This window comes from Umezawaea sp. (assembly GCF_036375055.1).
In the GTDB taxonomy this organism is placed as follows: Bacteria; Actinomycetota; Actinomycetes; order Mycobacteriales; family Pseudonocardiaceae; genus Umezawaea.
This window is the reverse complement of sequence record NZ_DASUSQ010000089.1, coordinates 1-20,681: the sequence shown is the minus strand read 5'-3', so window position 1 is coordinate 20,681 and position 20,681 is coordinate 1. Positions and strand designations below refer to the sequence as shown.

Below are 20,681 nucleotides of genomic sequence, written 5' to 3'. Positions count from 1 at the left end.
CCGCGGCTACCTGACGGTCAGCGTGAACGTCGCCGCGGTGCTCGTCGTGCCGTCCGTCGCCGTGACCGTGATCGGGTAGGTCCCCGGCGTCCCGAACCCGGTGTACACCGTCAGCTGCGAGCTGCCCGCCGCCGAGAGCGCGGAGGGCTGGAAGAAGCTGAGCGAGCCCCGCGGTCCGCCGGTCGCGGACAGCCGGACCGTGCCCGTCCCGCCCTGGACGGTGACCGTCGTCCTGCCGACCTGGCCCGCCGTGATCGTCTGCGCGGCGGGGGAGGTCGCGGCGGTCAGCTTGCCCGCGGGCGGGTCCGGCGGGTTCGGGTTCTGGCCCGCCGACCCGGTGTGCAGGAACAGGTTCGGCGAACCGGTCCTGATGTCGGTCAGCAGGCCCCCGGTGGCGTTGGCGACCAGGGCGTCGCGGACCTGCTCGGGCGTGGCAGTCGGGTTCGCGCCCAGGTAGAGGGCCGCCGCACCCGCGACACCGGGGCTCGCCATCGAGGTGCCGCCCATCTCGGTGGAGGCGGTGTCACCGGAGTACGACGCCGAACGGATAGCCGTACCCGGCGCCCAGACGTCCAGGCACGTCCCGAAGTTGGAGCTGGCTGAGGAGTTCCACACCGACCTCTTCCCCGTCTGGTCGACCGCGCCGACCGTGATGGCTTCCGGAGTGCGCGCGGGCGTGAACCGGCACGCGTCCTGCCCGCTGTTGCCGCCCGCGAGGGCGTAGGTGAAGCCCGCGGCGATGGACCTGCGCACCGCGTTCTCCATCGTGGCGTTGCTGCCGTCGCCACCCAGGCTCATGTTGACCACGGCGGGCTTGACGCCGTTCGCGGTCACCCAGTCGATCGCCGAGACGATGCCCTCGAACGAGCCGGTGCCGTCGCAGCCCAGCACGCGCAGCGCGACGACCTTCGCCTTCTTCGCGACCCCGTAGGTCTTGCCCGCGACCGTGCCCGCGACGTGCGTGCCGTGGCCCTGGCAGTCCGACGCGTCCGGGTCGTCGTCGATGAAGTCGTACCCGTGGCTCGCGCGTCCCTCGAATTCCGAATGGGACTTGCGAATTCCGGTGTCGATGACGTACGCCGTCACGTTCGAGGCGGTGTTGTCGTAGGTGTACTTCTTGTCGAGGGGCAGTTCGCGTTGATCGATGCGGTCCAGGCTCCAGATCGGATCGGTCTGCGTGTCCTGCACCCGGACCACGGCGTCCTGCTCCACGTAGTCCACCGCCGGATCGGCGGCCAGCCGCCGCGCCTGCTTCTCGGAGAGCCCCCGCACCGAGAAGCCGTGCAGCGCGGAGTTGAACGAACGGCCGAGTTCGCCCTGGTAGCGAGTGGCGAGGGCGGTCGCGTCGCCGCGCACGCCGTCCCGGTAGACCACGAGGTAGCTCCCGGGAACCGCGTCCGCGCCCGCCGCCGCGACAACGGCCTCCTCGGGTTGCGCGGCCGTCGCGGTCGGGGCGAACAGGACCGCCCCGGTGAGGCCGAGAGCCGTGAACACCGCTCCTCGACGTAGTTTTTCCATCATTCGGGTCCTCCGCAGGGAATTGAGTGAACCGAGATGAAAATAACTCCACGACAGGGTGAAATGGCAGTGTCGAATATTCGAGGTCAATACTGTCAAATTTGTGGAAGCCGCCTGGCGCGGCCCCACCCGGCAGCCGCGGGGCATCCGGGGTTAGCTGGAGGTCATGGAGTACACGAACCTCGGACGGTCCGGCCTTTCCGTGTCCCGCCTGTGCCTCGGCACGATGAACTTCGGTCCTGAGACGACCGAGCCCGACAGCTTCACGATCATGGACCGCGCCCACGAGCACGGCATCAACTTCTTCGACACCGCCAACGTCTACGGCTGGAAGACGGGGGAGGGCGTCACCGAGCAGATCATCGGCCGGTGGTTCGCCACCGGCGGTCTGCGCCGGGAGAAGACCGTGATCGCCACCAAGCTCTACGGCAGCATGAGCGACTGGCCGAACGGCAACCTGCTGTCCGCGCTGAACATCCGCCGCGCCTGCGACGAGTCGCTGCGCCGCATGCAGACCGACTACATCGACCTCTACCAGATGCACCACGTCGACCGCGCGACGCCGTGGGACGAGATCTGGGAGGCGTTCTCCGTCCTGCGCCAGCAGGGCAAGGTGCTCTACTTCGGGTCGTCGAACTTCGCGGGCTGGCACCTCGCGCAGGCCCAGGAGGCCGCGCGCGCCAGGCACTTCCTCGGCCTGGTCAGCGAGCAGTCCATCTACAACCTGCTCAACCGCTGGGTGGAGCTGGAGGTGCTGCCCGCGGCCAAGCACTACGGCCTCGGCGTCATCCCGTGGTCGCCGCTCAACGGCGGCCTGCTCGGCGGTGCCCTGCGCAAGCAGCGCGAGGGCGGCGGCGGCCGGAGCAACTCGGGCCGGGCGAAGGAGGGTCTCGCCAAGCACCAGGAGGCCATCGAGTCCTACGAGAAGCTGTGCACGGACCTCGGTGAGGACCCGGCCAACGTCGGTCTCGCGTGGCTGCTGCACCAGGAGGGCGTGACGGCCCCGATCATCGGCCCGCGCACCACCGAGCAGCTCGACGGCTCGCTGCGCGCGGCTGAGCTGAAGCTGGACGACGAGGTGCTGACCAAGCTGGACGAACTCTTCCCGGCGCCGGGCCCGAACGGCTCGAAGCCCGCCCCGGAGGCGTACGCCTGGTAGTGCGGAGGAGGGGGCCCGCCCGGGCCCCCTCCGTCACTCGTCGTCCTCGTCGTCGCGCGCCAGGAACGTGGCCAGGCGTTCGATCGGGACTTCGAAGTCGGGGTTCAGGTCGACGAACGCGCGGAGCCGGTCGGCCAGCCAGGCGAGGCTGACCTCCTCCTCGCCCCGACGGGTCTCCAGCTCTTCGATGCCGCGGTCGGTGAAGTACATCGGGTCCTCCGTGAACGGCCGAGCCGCCGGAACCCACGTGCTCGGTTCCGGCGGCTCGGTGGTGGATCTGGCCTGCTAGTCGAACGCCTTCGCGATGATCTCGCGCTGCTCGACCTCGTGCACCTTGCTCGAACCGGCCGACGGGGCGGCCATCGGGCGGCGGGACACGCGCACCACGCGGAAGCGCTCGGGCAGCAGCTCCGGGAGCGCGAGACCGTAGAACGGCCACGCACCCTGGTTCGCGGGCTCCTCCTGCGTCCAGCGGACCTCGGTGGCGTTCGGGTACTGCTCCAACGCCTCGGTCAGCTTGCGGGCGGGCACCGGGTAGAGCTGCTCGACCCGGACCACCGCGGTGTCCTTGACCGTGCGCTTCTCCTGCTCGGCCGCCAGCTCGTAGTAGATCTTGCCGCTGCAGAGCACGACCTTGGTGACCTTCGAGGGGTCGGGCTTGGTCGGGTCCTGGATGACCGACTTGAACCGCTCCTCGGTGAAGTCCTCGACCGGGCTGGTCGCGGCCTTCAGGCGCAGCATCGACTTGGGCGTGAACACCACCAGCGGCCGGTTCACGCCGTCGAGGGCGTGGCGGCGCAGCAGGTGGAAGTAGTTCGCGGGCGTCGACGGCACGGCGATCGTCATCGAGCCCTCGGCGCACAGCTGGAGGAACCGTTCGATGCGACCCGACGTGTGGTCGGGACCCTGGCCCTCGTGACCGTGCGGCAGCAGCAGCACGACGTCGGAACGCTGGCCCCACTTGGCCTCACCGGACGAGATGAACTCGTCGATGACCGGCTGGGCACCGTTCACGAAGTCGCCGAACTGCGCTTCCCACAGCACCAGCGCGTCGCTGTTCGCGACCGAGTAGCCGTACTCGAAGCCGAGCGCGGCGAACTCCGACAGCACCGAGTCGTAGACCATGAACTTGCCCTGGTCGTCGGACAGGTTCTGGAGCGGCGTGTACTCCGCGCCGGTCTTGCGGTCGACCAGCACCGCGTGGCGCTGCACGAACGTGCCGCGCCGCGAGTCCTGACCGGCCAGGCGGACCAGGCGGCCCTCCAGCGTCAGCGAGCCGAACGCGAGCAGCTCGGCGAACGCCCAGTCGATGCCGCCCTCGCGGGCCATCTTCGCGCGCCGCTCCAGGACCGGCTTGACGCGCGCGTGCGGCGTGAAGCCCTCCGGGAGGTTGACGTGCGCGTCGGCGATCTTCTCCAGCACCTCGATGCTGACCCCGGTGGGGAGCTTCGCGGGCACCTGCTGCTCGGACTCGACCGACGGGCTGGCCTTGGCCGGGTGCTTCTCCAGCTCGCGGACCTCGTTGAAGACGTGCTCCAACTGGCTGGAGAAGTCCTGGAGAGCCTTCTCCGCCTCCTCGACGGAGATGTCGCCGCGGCCGATCAGCGACTCGGTGTAGGTCTTGCGCACCGAGCGCTTGGTGTCGATCACGTCGTACATGGCGGGCTGCGTCATCGAGGGGTCGTCGCCCTCGTTGTGGCCGCGGCGCCGGTAGCAGACCATGTCGATCACGACGTCCTTGTTGAACGCCTGCCGGTAGTCCACGGCCAGCTTCGCGACCCAGTAGCAGGCCTCGGGGTCGTCGCCGTTCACGTGGAAGACCGGCGCGCCGATCATCTTCGCCACGTCGGTGGAGTACTTCGACGACCGCGAGTTCTCCGGCGCCGTGGTGAAGCCGACCTGGTTGTTCACCACCACGTGGACCGTGCCGCCGGTGCGGTAGCCGCGCACCAGCGCCAGGTTCAGCGTCTCGGCGACCACGCCCTGACCCGCGAACGCGGCGTCGCCGTGCATCGCGACGGGGAGGACGGAGAAGCCGTCGCCACCCTTGTCGAGGATGTCCTGCTTGGCGCGCACGATGCCTTCGAGCACCGGGTCGACCGCTTCGAGGTGCGACGGGTTCGCGGTCAGCGACACCTTCGTCTCACCGTCGCCGAACATCCGGAAGTACTTGCCCTCGGCACCGAGGTGGTACTTCACGTCGCCGGAGCCGTGCGCCTGGCCGGGGTCGAGGTTGCCCTCGAACTCGCGGAAGATCTGCGAGATCGGCTTGCCGACGATGTTGGCCAGCACGTTCAGCCTGCCGCGGTGCGGCATGCCGATGACGACCTCGTCCAGCTCGTGCTCGGCGGCCTTGTCCAGCACCGCGTCGAGCAGCGGGATGACCGTCTCGCCGCCTTCGAGCGAGAACCGCTTCTGGCCGACGTACTTGGTCTGGAGGAACGTCTCGAACGCCTCGGCCGCGTTCAGCTTCGACAGGATGTACTTCTGCACGGTGGCCGGGGGCTTCTCGTGCGGGACCTCGACGCGCTCCTGGATCCAGTTGCGCTCCTCGGGCTCCAGGATGTGCATGTACTCGACGCCGACGGTGCGGCAGTACGAGTTGCGCAGCACGCCCAGGATGTCCCGGAGCTTCATCCGCTCCTTGCCCGCGAACCCGCCGACCGGGAACTCGCGCTCCAGGTCCCACAGCGTCAGGCCGTGCGACAGGACGTCGAGGTCCTGGTGGCTGCGCTGGCGGTAGTTCAGCGGGTCCGTGTCCGCCATCAGGTGGCCGCGGGTCCGGAACGCGTCGATCAGCTCGATCACGCGGGCGGTCTTGTCGACCGAGCCCTCGGGGATGTCCGCGACCCAGCGGATCGGCTCGTACGGCAGCCGCAGCGACGTGAACACGTCGTCGTAGAAGCCGTCCTCGCCCAGCAGCAGCTGGTGGATGCGCCGCAGGAACTCGCCCGACTCGGCGCCCTGGATGATCCGGTGGTCGTACGTGCTGGTCAGCGTGATGACCTTGCTGACGCCCATGTCCGTCAGGGCCTGCTCGCTGGTGCCCTGGAAGTGCGCCGGGTACTCCATCGCGCCGACGCCGACGATCGTGCCCTGACCCGCGGTGAGGCGGGGAACCGAGTGGTTCGTGCCGATCGTGCCGGGGTTGGTCAGCGAGATCGTCGTGCCGGAGAAGTCCTCCGAGCCGAGACCGCCGGTGCGGGCCTTGCGGATCAGGTCCTCGTAGGCCTGCCAGAACTGCGTGAACGTCATGTCCTCGCAGCCCTTGATCGAGGCCACCACGAGGGTCCGAGCGCCGTCCTTGCCGGGCAGGTCGATCGCCAGGCCGAAGTTGACGTGCTCGGGGGTCACCACGAACGGCTTCGAGTCGATCGACGCGTAGTGCCGGTTCATGTTCGGGTACGCCTTGAGCGCCCGGACGACCGCGTAGCCGATCAGGTGCGTGAAGGAGACCTTCCCGCCCCGAGTCCGCTTCAGGTGGTTGTTGATGACGATGCGGTTGTCGGCCAGCAGCTTCGCGGGCACGGCCCGGACGCTCGTCGCGGTCGGAACGGTGAGCGACAGCTCCATGTTCTTCGCGATGGCGGCCGAGGCGCCTCGGAGCTGCTTCTGCTCCTCGCCCTCGGCGGGCTTCACCGGCGCGGCCTTGGCGGCCTGCTGCGGCGCGGGCTTGCTCGCGCTGGGAGGCGTCGCCTTGGGAGCGGCAGCGGGCGCGGGAGCCTTGGCGGCCGGCGCGGCCTGCTTGGGTGCGGCAGCGGGCTTGGCCGCCTGCGCCTGCCCGTTCTCGGCCGCACGCGTCGTGGTGGTGGTCGTCGTACCGGCCGAGGACGCCGCGACGCCCCCGTTGCCGGCTGCCCGCTGCGTCGGCTTGTAGTCGGCGAAGAAATCGTGCCACGCCGGGTCTACGGACGACGGGTCGGCGAGGAACTGCTCGTACATCTCCTCGACCAGCCACTCATTGGGGCCGAACTGTGACGCAGGACTACTGCTGGACACGGCTGCCGCTCGCCTCTATCCATCTCGCTCTTGGTGTCGACATAACTCCCTGCCAGGTTAGTCCCCCGCACATGCCACTTCATACGGAGGATGCACCGGCCAACGAGTGCTCAGTCACAGGATCGATCAGGATCCCGCGGGTGTTGCAGGTACTTGAGCATTCCTTGATGTGACGTCGCTGTCGACCTGGACCAACCCCGGTGTGAGCCCTCCTCGTCTGCTGGGACGCGGTTCCGGTAGGTGAACCGCACGACCTCGCACAGGCCGCCGCCGGGGCGACGACGACCTCACGCGCATCCGGACGAACCGGACGCCCAACCCGTGTGTACCCGATGGAGTGGAAACCACTCGACAGGCGCGCGAGGTTGGGTGGTCTGGACCTGGACAAGCCGCCAGACGGCCGAGGTGGAAGCAGCAGGACAGCCGAGACCTGGACCGCCGGCCAACCAGACCCGCTGCTGCGTGGACCCGCTGGCCACCGCGCCGGACCACTGGCCCTCCGGGCGAGCGGATCACCTGGACCCGCCGGCCACTGAAGTTGACCCGCAGGCCATCCGGACCCGCAGGCCAGCGGACCCCTTGACCGCTTGAAGTGGACCCACTGGCCGACTGAATCCGCCGACCAATTGGACCGAGGGCCACTGTGCCGGACCCGCTGACCAGTCGGGACAGCGACCAACCGAGGTGGACCCGCCGGCCGTCTGGACCCGCCGACCAACCGGGCCGACGGCCAACTCCGCCGGACCCGCCGACCCGCCGGCCATCTGGAACCACTGACCAGCCGAGCCGGAGACCAACCCGCGCCGACCACCTCGGACGCGCGGTCCTGCCCACCACCGCCCACACCGGACTGGCCCGACGGACCCGGCCACCTGCGAACCAGCGCATCCAACCCAGCCTCCTGCGAACCGGCACGGAAGCACGCAACTCGGGAGAAGCCCACACCCAGGCCGCCGCCCCGATCCGAAGCCGCTCTCATGGTCGGCCGTGCCGTGTCAAGGAATCTTTCCCGCCTTGACACGGTGCGTCCGACCATGACGACACTCGGCGATCGGGGCGACGACCCTTCCCGGAACGCGCCAGCCCTTCCCGGAACGCGCCGACCCCTTGCCGAACCCACACCACCCCCACCCCTCAAGCAGCCTGCTCCCCCGGCTGGCCGAACCTCCACAACCGGGCATACGTCCCATCAGCCCCCAGCAGTTCAGAGTGAGTCCCCACCTCCACGATCCGCCCCCCGTCCAACACCACGATCCGATCCGCCCGAGCCGCCGTGGCCAACCGGTGCGCCACCACGAACGTCGTCCGCTTCCCGGCCAGGTGGTCACTGGCCGCCAGCACGGCGGCCTCGGTGGCCGGGTCCAACGCGGCCGTCGCCTCGTCCAGCAGCAGCAGGTCAGGGGCGACCAACTCGGCCCGGGCCAACGCGACCAACTGCCGCTGCCCCGACGACAACCCCTGCCCGCGCTCCCCGACCTGCTGGCGGAACCCCAACGGCAACGACGCCACCACCGGCAGCGCCCCCACCGCCCGGACCGCCTGCTCCACCTCCGCGTCGGACGCGGACACCCGCCCGTACCGCACGTTGTCCGCGACGTCCCCGCCGAACAGGTGGGCCTCCTGCGGCACCACCCCCAACCGCTGCCGGAACGACGACAACTCGTAGGACCTCACGTCGACCCCGTCGACCAGCACCGCCCCGGCCGTCACGTCGTAGAACCGCGCGATCAGCTTCACCAGGGTCGACTTCCCGGCCCCGGTCGCCCCGACGAGGGCCACCGTCTCCCCGGCCGCCACCCGGAGGGACACCCGGTCCAGCGCGGGCTCCTCGACGCCCTGGTACCGGAACGTCACGTCCCGCAGCTCGACCTCCCCGCGCAGCGACACCACCGCCACCGGATCGGCGGCGGGCGGCACGGTGCTCGGCGTGGCCAGCAGGTCGCCGATCCGCCGCAGACCCACCCTGGCCTGCTGGTACCCGTCGAACACCCCCGACAGCTGCATCAGCGGCGCGAAGAACAGCCCGAGGTACAGCAGGAACGCCAGCAGCACGCCCGGCGTCAACGTCCCCTCCGCGACCCGGTACGCCCCCACGGCCAGCACCGCCGCCTGCGCCACCCCAGACAGCATCGCCACGAACGGGAAGTACGTCGCGATGTACCGCTGCGCCCGCAGCCTCGACACCCGGTAGGCGTCGCTGCGCTCGGCGAACGCCTCCGCCGACCGGCCCTCACGCGTGTACGCCTGCGACACCCGCAGCCCGGACACGTTCTCCTGGAGGTCGGCGTTGACGACGCTGACCCGCTCGCGCGCCTCGGTGTACGCCGCCGACGACAGCCGCTGGAAGATGAAGGTCGCCACGAGCAGCACCGGCAGCACGGTCAGGGCGACCAGCGCGAGCCCCCAGTCGGTCAGCGCGAGCGCGACGGCGATGCCGCCGACGGTCAGCACGCTGATCACCGCCGTGGTCAACCCGGTCTGGAGGAACGTGGACAGGGCGTCCACGTCCGTCGTCATCCGGGTCATGATCCGACCCGCCATCTCGCGCTCGTAGTAGTCGAGCCCGAGCCGCTGGAGGTGCGCGTAGCTGCGGACGCGCAGCACGTACAGCAGCCGCTCGCCGACGCGCGAGGTCAGCACGGTGTTCAGCGCGGTGCTGCCCCAGTTCAGCCCCACCAGCAGCAGCCCGACGCCCGCCGCGATCCACAGCGCCGCGGTCGACCGTTCGAGGACGCCGTGGTCGATGCCGTACCGGACCAGCGTGGGCAGACCGATGGCCAACCCCGCGTCCACCACGATCAGCAGCCCCACCGCCGTCATCGCCCACCGCGCGGGCCGCAGCAGGTTCCGCAGCCGGAAGCCGGGGTCGGGCGCCGTCGGGTCGTCGCCCGCCAACCGGGGCTGCTCGTTCGCCGGTGGCAGCGCCTCGACCTGGGCCAACAGCTCCGGCGTCGCGGGCATCCCGCCCGCCAGCGCCGTCGTCGAACTGCCCCGACCGGGCTGCGCGACGGGCTTGACCGTCCGGTTTGCCGACGCCAGCAGCGAGAGGTCCGACGGGTCGATCGACGGCCACAGCGACGGCGTCGTGCCGTCCGGACCGGGCTCCAGCGGGGCGTCCGCCCGAGGGGCGACCTGCTCGATCGCGTCGGTCGGCCCGGCCAGCAGTTCGCGGAACAGCGCGCACCGCTCGTCCAGCTCGGCCCGCGTGCCCACGTCGACCACCCGGCCCCGGTCGAGCACGGCGATCCGGTCGGCCAGCGCCAGCGACGACCGGCGGTGCGCGATCAGCAGCGTCGTCCGCTGCGCCGTCACGGCCGCGAGCGTGCGGTGGATCGCCGACTCGGTCGCGGTGTCCACGGCCGACGTCGCGTCGTCCATCACCAGCACCCGCGGGTCGGTCAGCAGCGCCCGCGCCAGCGCCACGCGCTGCCGCTGCCCGCCGGACAGCGTGAGCCCGCGCTCGCCCACGACGGTGTCGTAGCCCGCGGGCAGGGCCCGCACGAAATCGTGCGCCTCGGCGGCCCGCGCCGCGGCCTCGACCTGCTCGTCGGTCGCGTCCGGCCGACCGTAGGCGATGTTCGCCCGCAGGGTGTCCGAGAACAGGAACGCCTCCTCGAACACCACCCCGACCGTCCCGCGCAACGACGACAGCCGCAGGTCGCGCACGTCCACCCCGCCGACCGCGATGGACCCCTCGTGCACGTCGTAGAACCGGGGCAGCAGCAGCGACACCGTCGACTTGCCCGATCCGGCCGTGCCGACCAGCGCCACCGTCTCGCCCGGCCGCACCTCCAGCGACACGTCCGACAGCACCGGCTCGCTGCGCGTGTACCCGAACGTCACCCCCGACAGCGAGAGCCCCACCGGCCCGGCGGGCACGTCGACCGCGCCCGGCCCGTCCACCACGTCCGGCTGGGAGTCGATCAGCTCGTACACCCGCTCGACGCCCGCGCGCGCCAGCTGCGCGTTCACCACCAGGCTGGAGATCAGCCGCGTCGGCCCGACCAGGTTCGCCACGTACGTCGCGAACGCGAGGAACGTGCCCAGGCTGACCTGCCCGTCCAGCGCCATCCAGCCGCCGAGGGCGAGCACGGCCACCTGCCCGACGGCGGGCAGCGCCGTCAGCGTCGCCGCGGGCCGCGCGGTCAGCCGGGCCGCCCGCATCCGCTCGGCGTACAGCGACCGCGCCTGCCCCTCCAGCCGGGTGACCTCGCGCGCCTCCTGCCCGAAGCCCTTCACCACGCGCACGCCGGTGACGGTCTCCTCCACGTGCTGCGCGAGGTCGGCCGCGCGCTGCTGCGCGGACCAGGTCGCGGGGAACAGCACCAGCCTGCTGCGGGCCGCGATCCACCCGACCGCGGGCACGATCACCAGCGCGACCAGCGTCAGCAGCGGCGACAGCCACACCATCGCCACCAGCGCGGCCGCCGCGAACACCACCGTGCCGACGGCCAGCGGCACCATCGACAGCAGGCTCTGCACGAGCTGGAGGTCGGTGATCGACCGCGACACCACCTGCCCGGTCCGCAGCACGTCCTGCTTGGCCCCGTCCAGCCGCTGCACCGCGCCGAACACGCCCTGCCGCAGGTCGTGCTGCACGTCGAGCGCCAGCCGTCCGCCCAGGTACCGGCGCAGGAACGCCGTGCCGAACGTCAGCAGCTCCATCCCGACCAGCACCGCCACCAGCAGCGCGAGCCGCTCGGTGCGGCCGATCACCGCGTCGTCGACGGCCAGCTTCACCAGCAGCGGGCCCGCGGCCTGCAACCCGACGCCGAGCACCGAGGCGACCAGGGACAGCAGCACCAGTGACCGGTGCCGCCAGCAGGCACGCGCCAGCTTGCGGATCCAGCCCGACGTGTCGGGGACAGAGGTAGTCACGCACCCACAGTAGGACGCCCCTCCGACAAAACCGGGCCCGCTGTGTTGTCGGTCCCTGCTCCGCGGACTCCGGCTCGGCCGCCTGGAGCCGGCAGTCCGTGCCCCGATCTTCGAGTCGGGGCAGGGACTCCGTCCCCACCCCAACTCGAAAAGATGGTGACCCGACCTACCGGCGCGGCCTCGCGCGGTGGTCGGTCATAACTCGATCAGGTGATGTCCTTCCGTTGCGTTGCAGCCCAGCCGCCCAGGAAGAACACGGCGGTCCAGACCAGGAAGATCAGGCCGCTGAGCCACCAGTCGAACGCGCCGAGCGCGCCCGCGATGCCGCGGATCACCTCGGCCAGTTCGTCCGGCACCACGCCCGCCGTCGACAGGAACAGGTTGGCGGCGACCGAGCCCGTGAGGCCGTTGACCGAGCCGTTCGGCAGGAACCCGATGACCGACGGCACGCCCTGCGCGGCCAGCACCAGCTGGATGCCGTTCTCCAGGATGAGCATGTAGAGGATCAGCACGATCGTCGTGGCGATCGGGCTGGTCATCAGGGCGCCGACGCCGACGCCGAACATCGTCATCAGGATCGACGACAGGATGCCGACGCCCGCCATCGCGATCCACCCGGTGGCGTCCGGCAGCGAGGAGGAGTCCGAGGTGAACACGATGCCGACGCTGACCGAGGCGACGATGGCGACGCCGAAGATCGCGCCCCACGCCAGGTAGACGAGCAGCTTCGCGGACAGGGCGGCGACCCGGTTCGGCGCGGTGAGGAACGTCGTGGTGATCGTGCGGCGGCTGATCTCGTTCGAGATCGCCAGGCCGCCGAAGATCATCGGGAACACCGTGGCGACGTTGATGCTGCGCGCCATCCCGAACACCGAGACCTGCCACTGCGACGAGTCGATGCCGAGGATCTCGGCGAGGTCCTGGGTGTCGGAGCTGTTGAGCACGTCCATGAGGCTCTTGCCGATGGCGCCGGTGCCCAGCGCCCAGCCCAGTGCGATGAGCACCGTGGGGATCATGATCCCCCACCACAGGCCGGTCGTGGTCGTCTTGCGGAACTCGGCCTTGACCAGGTTCATCAACATCAGTTGCCGCCCCCGTATCCACCCTGACCCGGCTGCTGGTAGCCCGGCGGGGGTTGTTGCTGTTGGTTGTCCTGCGGGGGCTGCTGGTACTGCTGGTAGCCCTGGGGTGGCGGCTGGTACTGCTGTTGCTGCTGGTAGTCCGGCGGCGGGAGCTGCGGCTGCTGGTACTGCTGGGGCGGGTAGCCCTGCTGCGGGAACTGCCCCGACGGCGTCGGCGGCGCGTAGTAGCCGCTCTGCTGCGGACCCTGCGGCCCGGCGAACGGGTTCTGCCCGGCGGCGGTGTACTGGCCGTTGGTCAGCTGGAAGAACAGCTGCTCCAGGTCGACCCGCTCCTCCTGGATGCCGTAGACCGACACCCCTGCCTTGAGCGCGGCGTCCGCGACCTGCTTGGCGTCCATGCCGGTGACCGCCAGCCTGCCGTCGGGGACCTGCTCGATCCCGGTCACGCCCTCGGCCTGGAGCGCGGTGACGAGCGCGCTCGCGTCCGACGGCTGCACCAGCACGCGGCTGCGCTGCGAACCGCGGAGCTGGTCGAGGCTGCCGTAGTACATGGTCTGGCCGCGGCTGACGATCACCACCTGGTCGACGGTCTGCTCGATCTCCGCCAGCAGGTGGCTGGAGATCAGCACCGTGCGGCCCGCGCGCGCGTAGCTCTGGAGGAACGTCCGCAGCCACGCGATGCCCTCGGGGTCGAGGCCGTTCGCGGGCTCGTCCAGCACCAGCACCTGCGGGTCGCCGAGCAGCGCGGTCGCCAGCGCGAGCCGCTGCTTCATGCCCAGCGAGAAGCCGCCCGCCTTGCGCCCGCCCGCCGCGCCGAGACCGACGAGGTCCAGCACGTGGTCGGCGGCCTGGTCGGGCACGCCGATGGCCGCGGCGTACACCCGCAGGTGGTTGCGGGCTGTGCGCTTGGGGTGGAACCCCTGCGCCTCCAGCACCGCGCCGACCACCCGTGCCGGGTTGCCGAGCTGGTGGAACGGCCGTCCGTTGATGAAGCTCGTCCCCGCGGTCGGCGTGACGAGGCCGAGCAGCATCCGCAGCGTCGTCGTCTTGCCCGCACCGTTCGGGCCGAGAAAACCGGTCACCGACCCCGGTTCGACCGTGAAGCTCAGGTTCTGCACCGCGGTGACCGGACCGAACTGCTTGGTCAGGCCTTGCACCACGATGCGCCCACTGCCGTCGTGCACGCGTCCCTCCCGATGTGCGGGTGTCGTGGCCCCGCTCGGGGTCATCCTGCCCTAGAGGGATCTCGGGCTCCGGGCGATCCGGTCAATCGGGCAGCGCGTGGCGCGCCCTGCTCACGACGGGGGCGCGGTGGAGGCCCGCTTCGGCGGCGACCCGCACGACCGGGAGTTCGGTCGTGCGTTCCGAGGACGACTCCGGCGGCACCTCGTCGTACTCCACGTCGTCGAGCTCGGTGGTGGGGTAGGCCGGGTCGGCGCTGCCCTCGCCCGTCCCCGATCGGGTGAACGGATTCCGCAACGGCGCGCGGCGGTCGCGGTGAGCAACCCCCTCGCCGATGAGGTGCTGGTGAGCCATCGTCCAGATCTGGCACGGCCACCTGCGGCGGCGCAGCCAACCGGGACAGGCGCGGCACCGGCTGTCCTCGTCGGGCTGGTGCACGGTCAGCAGCAGCCGCCACCCGTCGGCGAGCCGGTGGATCTCGGAGCGGGCAAGCGGGACGAGAGACTCGGCTTCGCCCTGCTCAGCAACCTTGTCGAGCAGCGCGAGCCGTTGGAGGACGGCCTTGCGCAACGCTTCTTCCACCGTGCGTCACCTCTGCTCGGGGGGTGCCGAGGAGGCCGCGGCGCGGTCGAGCAACTGGTGCAGTCGCCGCGTTTGAGTGGCGGACATCACAGCGGATTCTCCGGGGGGTGAGACCAGCAGAACGCGGTCGTTCTCGACCAGCACGGTCATCGACCGGTCCCTGCCGAAGGGGTCGTGGCAGTCGATCCAGCCCTGTGGTTCAGCCATGTGCGCTCCTAACGGAGTGTGCTCGGGCTTCCGGGGTTGACGGGGTGAGAGCGGGTGTATCCGCTGCGTAGCGACGCTGTCCCCTGATACGTCCATCGGTCGCGGGGGCCTCCGGGAGTACTGGTCACCGGGGAATTCACTCGTTTGTTTGAGGAGCGCACACGGGCGGTGGTCCACGACCCCGAAGGTCCAATGTCTCGAATCGGTGGGGCAACTGGGCACGGAGGCCGGTTGTTGTCTAAGCTTGTGCTCGGCGGCCCGCTCCCAGTGACCCCCAGGCTGGTTGAGCGGGTCGCTTTTTAGCGCCCTCGACTCCCCGCACGGCTTAACGCGTTGTTCCACGTCCGGCCATCTCGTACGGTGTACGGCAGTCGTACAACGTAAGGGGGAATCGTGGAAACTCGTGCGCACCCGCAGCGCTGGCTGGTGCTCGGGGTGCTCTGCCTGTCCGTGATGGTCGTGGTGCTCGACAACACCGTGCTCAACGTGGCCATCCCGTCCATCTCCACCGGGCTCGGGGCCAGCACCGCGGACATCCAGTGGATGATCAACGCCTACTCGCTCGTCCTCGCGGGCCTGCTGCTGACCTCGGGCGCGCTGTCCGACCGGTTCGGCCGCAAGCGCGCGCTGGTCGCGGGGCTGGTGGTGTTCGGCGTCGGGTCGGCCGCGGGTGCCTGCGCGGGCACGCCGGAGGCCCTCATCGGCGCACGGGCGTTCATGGGGCTGGGGGCCGCGTTCCTCATGCCCGGCACGCTCGCCGTGCTCGTCCAGCTCTTCGACGAGCGCGAGCGGCCGAGGGCGATCGCCATCTGGGCCGCGGTCTCGTCGATCGGCCTCGCGGGCGGTCCGGTCATCGGCGGCTTCCTGATCGACCACTTCTGGTGGGGCTCGGTGTTCCTGGTCAACGTGCCGATCGCGGCCCTGGCCGTGGTCGCGGTCGCGCTGCTGGTGCCGGAGTCGAAGGACCCGACCGTGCGCAGGCCCGACCTGCCCGGCTCGGTGCTGTCCACGATCGCCATGACCTCGCTCGTGTGGGCGGTGATCTCGCAGCCGGAGCACGGGTGGGGCTCGGCGCGCGTGCTCACCGCGCTGGGGGTGGGCCTCGTGGCGCTGCTCGCGTTCGGCTGGTGGGAGCGGCGCACCCCCGACCCCATGCTCGACCTGGGGTTCTTCGCCGACCGGCGGTTCTCCGGGGCGGTCACGGGCGGGGTGCTGGCGGCGTTCGGCATGGGCGGGTCGCTGTTCCTGCTCACCCAGCACCTCCAGTCGGTGCTCGGCTACTCGCCGCTGGAGGCGGGCGTGCGGGTCGCGCCGATGGCCGTGGCGGTGCTCGTCGTCAGCAACCTCTGCGCGGGCCTGGGGGCGAGGTTCGGCGCGGGCAACACGATGGTGCTCGGCATGTCCGGGGTCGCCGCGGGCCTGCTGGCGCTGTCGTTCTCCACCGCGGACGGCGGCTACACCGCGACGCTGGCCGGGCTGGTCCTGATCGGGGCGGGCGTCGGCATCGCCATGCCGGTCGCCGCGAACGCGCTCATGAGCGCCATCCCACCGGAACGGGCGGGCATCGCGTCCGGCCTGAACGGCACGCTCACCGAGCTGGGCAACTCGTTCGGCATCGCCGTGCTGGGCAGCCTGCTCTCCGCGCGGTTCGCCGCCGCGCTGCCGGACGCCCTCCCGGAGGGCGCGGAGCGGTCGATGTCGTCGGCGTTGCGGGCCGCGGCGGGCTCGCCGGAGACGGTCCTGGCGGTGCGCGAGGCGTTCGTGTCGGGGATGTCGGTCAGCCTCGTCGTCGGCGCGTGCGCGGCCCTGCTCGGCGGTGTCCTGTCCGGGCTCCTGCTGCGGCGGACGGATCGGCCGCACCCGGTGGCCGCCTAGGATCCACTCCCGTGGCGGACAAGACGCGGGACCCCGTGCTCGACAGCGTGTGGCTGGCGGAGCGCAGGCCCGCGTCCGCCGGGCACGTGGCGCTGAGCCGGGAGGCGATCGTGCGCGCCGCCGTCGAGGAACTGGACGCGCACGGGCTCGCGGCGCTGTCCATGCGCAAGCTCGCGACCCGGCTCGGCGTGGCCCCGATGTCGTTGTACTGGCACGTGCCGACCAAGGACGCCGTGCTGGAGCTGGCGCTGGACGAGGTGCTCGGCGAGGTGGGCCCGCCGGACCTCGACCGCGCGTGGACCGACGCGCTGCGGGGCCTGATGAGTCACTTCCGGCAGCTGTTCCACCGCCACACGTGGCTCCCGCACCTCCAGGGGCTCTACCCGAACATCGGGCCGAACGCGGTAGGGCTGGCGGAGTCGGTGCTGGCGGTGCTGGTGGGCACCGGGCTCTCGCAGGTCGAGTCGAGCCGCGCGGCCAGCACCCTGATGAGCTTCGTGACCGGCTTCGCGTCCTCCGAGGTGCGGTGGGCCGAGCAGTCGTCCCCCGCCGGGCAGCCCGACCCGGCGTGGATCGCGGTGCTGGTCGAGCGGTACCGCGAGCGCTTCCCGCTGTTCACGAGCCAGTTCGTCCTGACGGAGCTGTGGGAGGCCGACGCGCAGTTCGACCACGGCCTCGACTGCGTGCTCGCGGGTCTGGAAACGCGAACCGGGCAGCCGCACAGGTAGCTGCCCGGCCCGTCCCGCAGTGGTCAGACGACCTGGTCGAGGGGGGTGTGCGGGAGCGCGAGCGCCTCCGCCACCGGGAGGTTGACGAGCTGGCCGGCGTGCACGTTCAGGCCCGGCGCGAGGGAGGCGTCGGCGCGCAGCGCGGGCTGCCAGCCCTTGTCGGCCAGCGCGACCGCGTACGGCAGCGTCACGTTCGTGAGCGCGTAGGTCGAGGTGCGCGGCACGGCGCCGGGCATGTTCGCGACGCAGTAGAAGACGGACTCGTGGACCTGGAAGGTCGGGTCCGCGTGGGTCGTGGGGCGCGAGTCGGCGAAGCAGCCGCCCTGGTCGATCGCGATGTCGACGAGCACCGAACCGGGCTTCATCCGCGCGACCAGGTCGTTGCTGACCAGCTTCGGTGCCTTGGCGCCGGGCACGAGCACCGCGCCGATGACCATGTCGGCCTCGCGCACGGCCTGCTCGACCGCGTAGGCGTTGGAGGCGATCGTGCGGAGCTTGCCGCCGAACTGGGCGTCGACCTGCCGCAGGCGGTCCACGTTCGTGTCGAGGATCTGCACGTCGGCGCCCATGCCGACGGCGATCGTCGCGGCGTTCACCCCCGCCACGCCGCCGCCGATGACGACGACCCGCGCGGGGGCCACACCGGGCACGCCGCCGGGCAGCACGCCCCGGCCGCCGGAGGGCTTCATCAGCGCGAACGCGCCGACCTGCGGGGCGAGGCGGCCCGCGACCTCGGACATCGGGGCCAGCAGCGGCAGGGCGCCGTTCGCGGTCTGCACCGTCTCGTACGCGATGGCCGTCGTGCCGGACGCGATCAGCGCCTCGGTCAGCGGCAGGTCGGCGGCCAGGTGCAGGTAGGTGAACAGCACCTGCCCGGCGCGCAGCCGGTGGTACTCCGCCGCGACGGGCTCCTTGACCTTGAGCACCAGCTCACCCTCGGCCCACACCTCGTCCGCCGAGGCCAGCACCTTCGCGCCCGCCGCCTCGTACTCGGCGTCGGTGATGGCGGAACCCAGACCCGCGCCCGCCTCGACGAACACGTCGTGGCCGCGGCTGGTCAGCTCGTGGGCACCGGCGGGGGTCAGCGCGACGCGGTACTCGTGGTTCTTGACCTCGCGGGGAACGGCGATCCGCACGGTGACTCCTTCGACCTCGGAGAGCGGGAGCTGGGCTGCTGGTTCAAAGGTCCGGCATGCCCAGCACGCTGTCATCGTGTTCGCGGCACTACCGCGTAGGGGTCGGTTTGTGCGCGTGGCACAACGAGATCGGGTTTCGCCGTCCGTGCGCGCGTTGACACCCGATCTGCGGCCACATAGCTTTCAGCACGTTCGCCAACTGAAGAACGGCCGGGGCGCCCTCGCGGCGCCGCAACCCGAGCGGGAGAGTCCCCGGCAGTCGCCGGGGCGCCGAAGGAGCAAGTACCCCGCACACTCTCAGGCAACGAGAACCGCTCGGGCGAGGCGACTCTGGAAAGCGCGCTCCGGGCGCGCACCCACGGTGCAAGCCGCGTTCGCGCGGTGAAGCTCTCAGGTCCCATGACAGAGGGGGAGTCGGACCGACCCCAAGGTCGGCGCGGTTGTCGCGCGCCTGCCCCGAGCCCCGTGGAGTGCCGCTGTGGACCACCCCGAACACCTGCTCTACACCCCCGAACACGAATGGGTCGACTGGACGCCCGGCACGCAGGAGCCGGTCACGGTCGGCATCACGTCCTACGCCGCCGAGTCGCTGGGCGACCTGGTCTTCGTGCAGCTGCCCGAGGTCGGCGAGCGCGTCACGTCCGGCGACGTGTGCGGCGAGCTGGAGTCGACAAAGTCGGTCAGCGACCTGTACGCGCCGGTCAGCGGTGAGGTCGTGGAGGTCAACGGGGGCGTCGTCGACGACCCGGCGCTGATCAACTCCGACCCGTACGCGGCCGGGTGGCTGTTCAAGGTCCGGGTCGAGAACGCCGAGGGTCTCCTCACCGCCGCGAAGTACGTGGAACTGACGGGCAGCTGATGGCGATCAGCGTCTTCGACCTGTTCTCCGTCGGCATCGGACCCTCCAGCTCGCACACCGTCGGCCCGATGCGCGCCGCGTCGATGTTCGTCGACCGGCTGCGCTCGCGCGGCCTGCTGGACGGCGCGACGCGCGTGCACGCGGAGCTGTTCGGCTCGCTCGGCGCGACCGGCCACGGTCACGGCAGCCCCAAGGCGGTGCTGCTGGGCCTGGAGGGGTGCAGGCCCGAGGAGGTCGACCCGGCGGCGGCCGACGAGCGGTTCGAGGAGATCAAGCGGACCGGGCGGCTGAGGCTGGGCGGCGCGCACGAGATCGCCTTCGTCCACGACAAGCACCTCGTCATGCACCGCCGCAAGTCGCTTCCCGTGCACCCCAACGGGATGCGCTTCGAGGCGTTCTCGGACGACGGGTCCCTCGACCACGCCGTGTACTACTCGGTCGGCGGCGGGTTCGTCGTGGACGAGCACGCCAGCGGCGCGGACAAGATCAAGGCCGACGACACCCCGTTGGCCCACCCGTTCCTCACCGGCGACCAGTTGTTGGCCCGCACCAGGGAAACCGGGCTGTCCATCAGCTCGGTGATGCTGGAGAACGAGCAGTCGTGGCGCGGCGAGGGCGAGATCCGCTCCGGGCTCCTGCGGATCTGGCACGTCATGCAGGAGTGCGTCGAACGCGGCTGCACCGAGCACGGCATCCTGCCCGGCGGCCTGAAGGTGCGCCGCCGCGCCGCCGAGATGCGCAAGGCGTTGGCGGGCGAGCACTTCGCCACCGACCCGCTGCGCGTCATGGACTGGGTGACGCTGTTCGCGCTGGCCGTCAACGAGGAGAACGCCGCGGGCGGGCGCGTGGTCACCGCGCCCACCAACGGCGCGGCGGGCATCGTTCCCGCCGTCCTGCACTACTACACCCGTTTCGTGCCGGGCGCTTCCGATGACGGCGTGGTCCGCTTCCTGCTCACCGCGGGCGCGGTCGGCGTGCTGTTCAAGGAGAACGCGTCCATCTCCGGGGCCGAGGTCGGCTGCCAGGGCGAGGTCGGCTCGGCCTGCTCGATGGCCGCGGCCGGGCTCGCCGAGGTCCTCGGCGGCACGCCCGAGCAGGTGGAGAACGCCGCCGAGATCGCCATGGAGCACAACCTGGGCCTCACCTGCGACCCGATCGGCGGGCTCGTGCAGATCCCGTGCATCGAGCGCAACGCTCTGGCCGCCATCAAGGCGATCACCGCGGCCCGCATGGCGCTGCGCGGCGACGGCTCGCACTTCGTGTCGCTGGACAAGGTCATCAAGACCATGCGCGACACCGGCACGGACATGTCGCTGAAGTACAAGGAAACGGCTCGCGGCGGGCTCGCCGTCAACGTCATCGAGTGCTGAGAGGGCGCGAGAGACCCCTTTCCCGTCTCCGCGCGGCTGTCTCCCGCGCCGGTTCCGGTGCCGCGTCCCCGGGCGTCCGGCCGGCGCCGCCCACGCCCAGACCGTC

Annotated in this window: 14 protein-coding genes and 1 riboswitch; of the genes, 5 read left to right on the top strand and 9 right to left on the bottom strand. The window is 71.0% G+C overall.

Annotated features, from left to right (window positions below):
* Window positions 1–6 precede the first annotated feature (6 nt).
* A complete protein-coding gene (locus tag VFZ92_RS24745; RefSeq protein ID WP_330878414.1) occupies window positions 7–1,494 on the bottom strand; it encodes a S8 family peptidase in 1,488 nt (495 codons plus the stop codon).
* A 190-nt stretch (window positions 1,495–1,684) separates the two neighbouring features.
* Here VFZ92_RS24745 and VFZ92_RS24740 point away from each other — a divergent pair, with 190 nt between their 5' ends.
* The gene (locus VFZ92_RS24740; RefSeq protein ID WP_330878413.1) at window positions 1,685–2,677 is read left to right on the top strand and encodes an aldo/keto reductase; all 993 of its coding nucleotides are present in this window, start codon (window positions 1,685–1,687) and stop codon (window positions 2,675–2,677) included.
* Window positions 2,678–2,710: 33 nt separating this feature from the next.
* Here VFZ92_RS24740 and VFZ92_RS24735 read toward each other — a convergent pair whose 3' ends face one another.
* The 7 genes from VFZ92_RS24735 to VFZ92_RS24705 form a co-directional block, all read right to left on the bottom strand.
* Window positions 2,711–2,887 carry a DUF6104 family protein gene (locus VFZ92_RS24735; RefSeq protein ID WP_330878412.1) on the bottom strand — a complete coding sequence of 59 codons (177 nt, stop codon included), beginning with the start codon at window positions 2,885–2,887 and terminating at the stop codon, window positions 2,711–2,713.
* A gap of 75 nt (window positions 2,888–2,962) precedes the next feature.
* Window positions 2,963–6,676 carry a multifunctional oxoglutarate decarboxylase/oxoglutarate dehydrogenase thiamine pyrophosphate-binding subunit/dihydrolipoyllysine-residue succinyltransferase subunit gene (locus tag VFZ92_RS24730; protein ID WP_330878411.1) on the bottom strand — a complete coding sequence of 1,238 codons (3,714 nt, stop codon included), beginning with the start codon at window positions 6,674–6,676 and terminating at the stop codon, window positions 2,963–2,965.
* A gap of 1,134 nt (window positions 6,677–7,810) precedes the next feature.
* On the bottom strand, window positions 7,811–11,554 hold the full coding sequence (locus tag VFZ92_RS24725) for an ABC transporter ATP-binding protein (RefSeq protein ID WP_330878410.1): 3,744 nt from the start codon (window positions 11,552–11,554) through the stop codon (window positions 7,811–7,813).
* A 206-nt stretch (window positions 11,555–11,760) separates the two neighbouring features.
* On the bottom strand, window positions 11,761–12,636 hold the full coding sequence (locus VFZ92_RS24720; RefSeq protein ID WP_330878409.1) for a hypothetical protein: 876 nt from the start codon (window positions 12,634–12,636) through the stop codon (window positions 11,761–11,763).
* A complete protein-coding gene (locus tag VFZ92_RS24715) occupies window positions 12,636–13,820 on the bottom strand; it encodes an ATP-binding cassette domain-containing protein (protein WP_330878408.1) in 1,185 nt (394 codons plus the stop codon). The genes VFZ92_RS24720 and VFZ92_RS24715 overlap by 1 nt, the downstream gene beginning before the upstream one ends.
* 82 nt (window positions 13,821–13,902) lie before the next feature.
* Entirely contained in the window at window positions 13,903–14,400 is a 498-nt protein-coding gene (locus tag VFZ92_RS24710; protein WP_330878407.1) for a hypothetical protein, read from the bottom strand.
* 6 nt (window positions 14,401–14,406) lie between these two features.
* On the bottom strand, window positions 14,407–14,607 hold the full coding sequence (locus VFZ92_RS24705) for a hypothetical protein (RefSeq protein ID WP_330878406.1): 201 nt from the start codon (window positions 14,605–14,607) through the stop codon (window positions 14,407–14,409).
* 393 nt (window positions 14,608–15,000) lie between these two features.
* Between VFZ92_RS24705 and VFZ92_RS24700 the strand changes: the two genes are divergently transcribed.
* A complete protein-coding gene (locus VFZ92_RS24700) occupies window positions 15,001–16,482 on the top strand; it encodes an MFS transporter (protein WP_330878405.1) in 1,482 nt (493 codons plus the stop codon).
* Between the two features lie 11 nt (window positions 16,483–16,493).
* Window positions 16,494–17,210, top strand: coding sequence for a TetR/AcrR family transcriptional regulator (locus tag VFZ92_RS24695; RefSeq protein ID WP_330878404.1), 717 nt, complete (start codon window positions 16,494–16,496; stop codon window positions 17,208–17,210).
* Between the two features lie 23 nt (window positions 17,211–17,233).
* Here the strand turns inward: VFZ92_RS24695 and ald are convergent, their stop codons facing one another.
* The gene (ald, locus tag VFZ92_RS24690) at window positions 17,234–18,346 is read right to left on the bottom strand and encodes an alanine dehydrogenase (protein ID WP_330878403.1); all 1,113 of its coding nucleotides are present in this window, start codon (window positions 18,344–18,346) and stop codon (window positions 17,234–17,236) included.
* Window positions 18,347–18,577: 231 nt separating this feature from the next.
* Window positions 18,578–18,670, top strand: a riboswitch (glycine riboswitch).
* A gap of 154 nt (window positions 18,671–18,824) precedes the next feature.
* Here ald and gcvH point away from each other — a divergent pair.
* The gene (gcvH, locus tag VFZ92_RS24685) at window positions 18,825–19,205 is read left to right on the top strand and encodes a glycine cleavage system protein GcvH (protein ID WP_330878402.1); all 381 of its coding nucleotides are present in this window, start codon (window positions 18,825–18,827) and stop codon (window positions 19,203–19,205) included.
* Window positions 19,205–20,575 carry an L-serine ammonia-lyase gene (locus VFZ92_RS24680; protein WP_330878401.1) on the top strand — a complete coding sequence of 457 codons (1,371 nt, stop codon included), beginning with the start codon at window positions 19,205–19,207 and terminating at the stop codon, window positions 20,573–20,575. The genes gcvH and VFZ92_RS24680 overlap by 1 nt, the downstream gene beginning before the upstream one ends.
* Window positions 20,576–20,681 lie beyond the last annotated feature (106 nt).

Excerpts from the sequence above, each read along its gene's own strand:
- VFZ92_RS24680 (WP_330878401.1), top strand. The coding sequence starts at position 19,205 with ATGGCGATCAGCGTCTTCGACCTGTTCTCCGTCGGCATCGGACCCTCC.
- VFZ92_RS24735 (WP_330878412.1), bottom strand. The coding sequence starts at position 2,887 with ATGTACTTCACCGACCGCGGCATCGAAGAGCTGGAGACCCGTCGGGGC.
- VFZ92_RS24720 (WP_330878409.1), bottom strand. The coding sequence starts at position 12,636 with ATGTTGATGAACCTGGTCAAGGCCGAGTTCCGCAAGACGACCACGACC.
- VFZ92_RS24705 (WP_330878406.1), bottom strand. The coding sequence starts at position 14,607 with ATGGCTGAACCACAGGGCTGGATCGACTGCCACGACCCCTTCGGCAGG.
- VFZ92_RS24740 (WP_330878413.1), top strand. The coding sequence starts at position 1,685 with ATGGAGTACACGAACCTCGGACGGTCCGGCCTTTCCGTGTCCCGCCTG.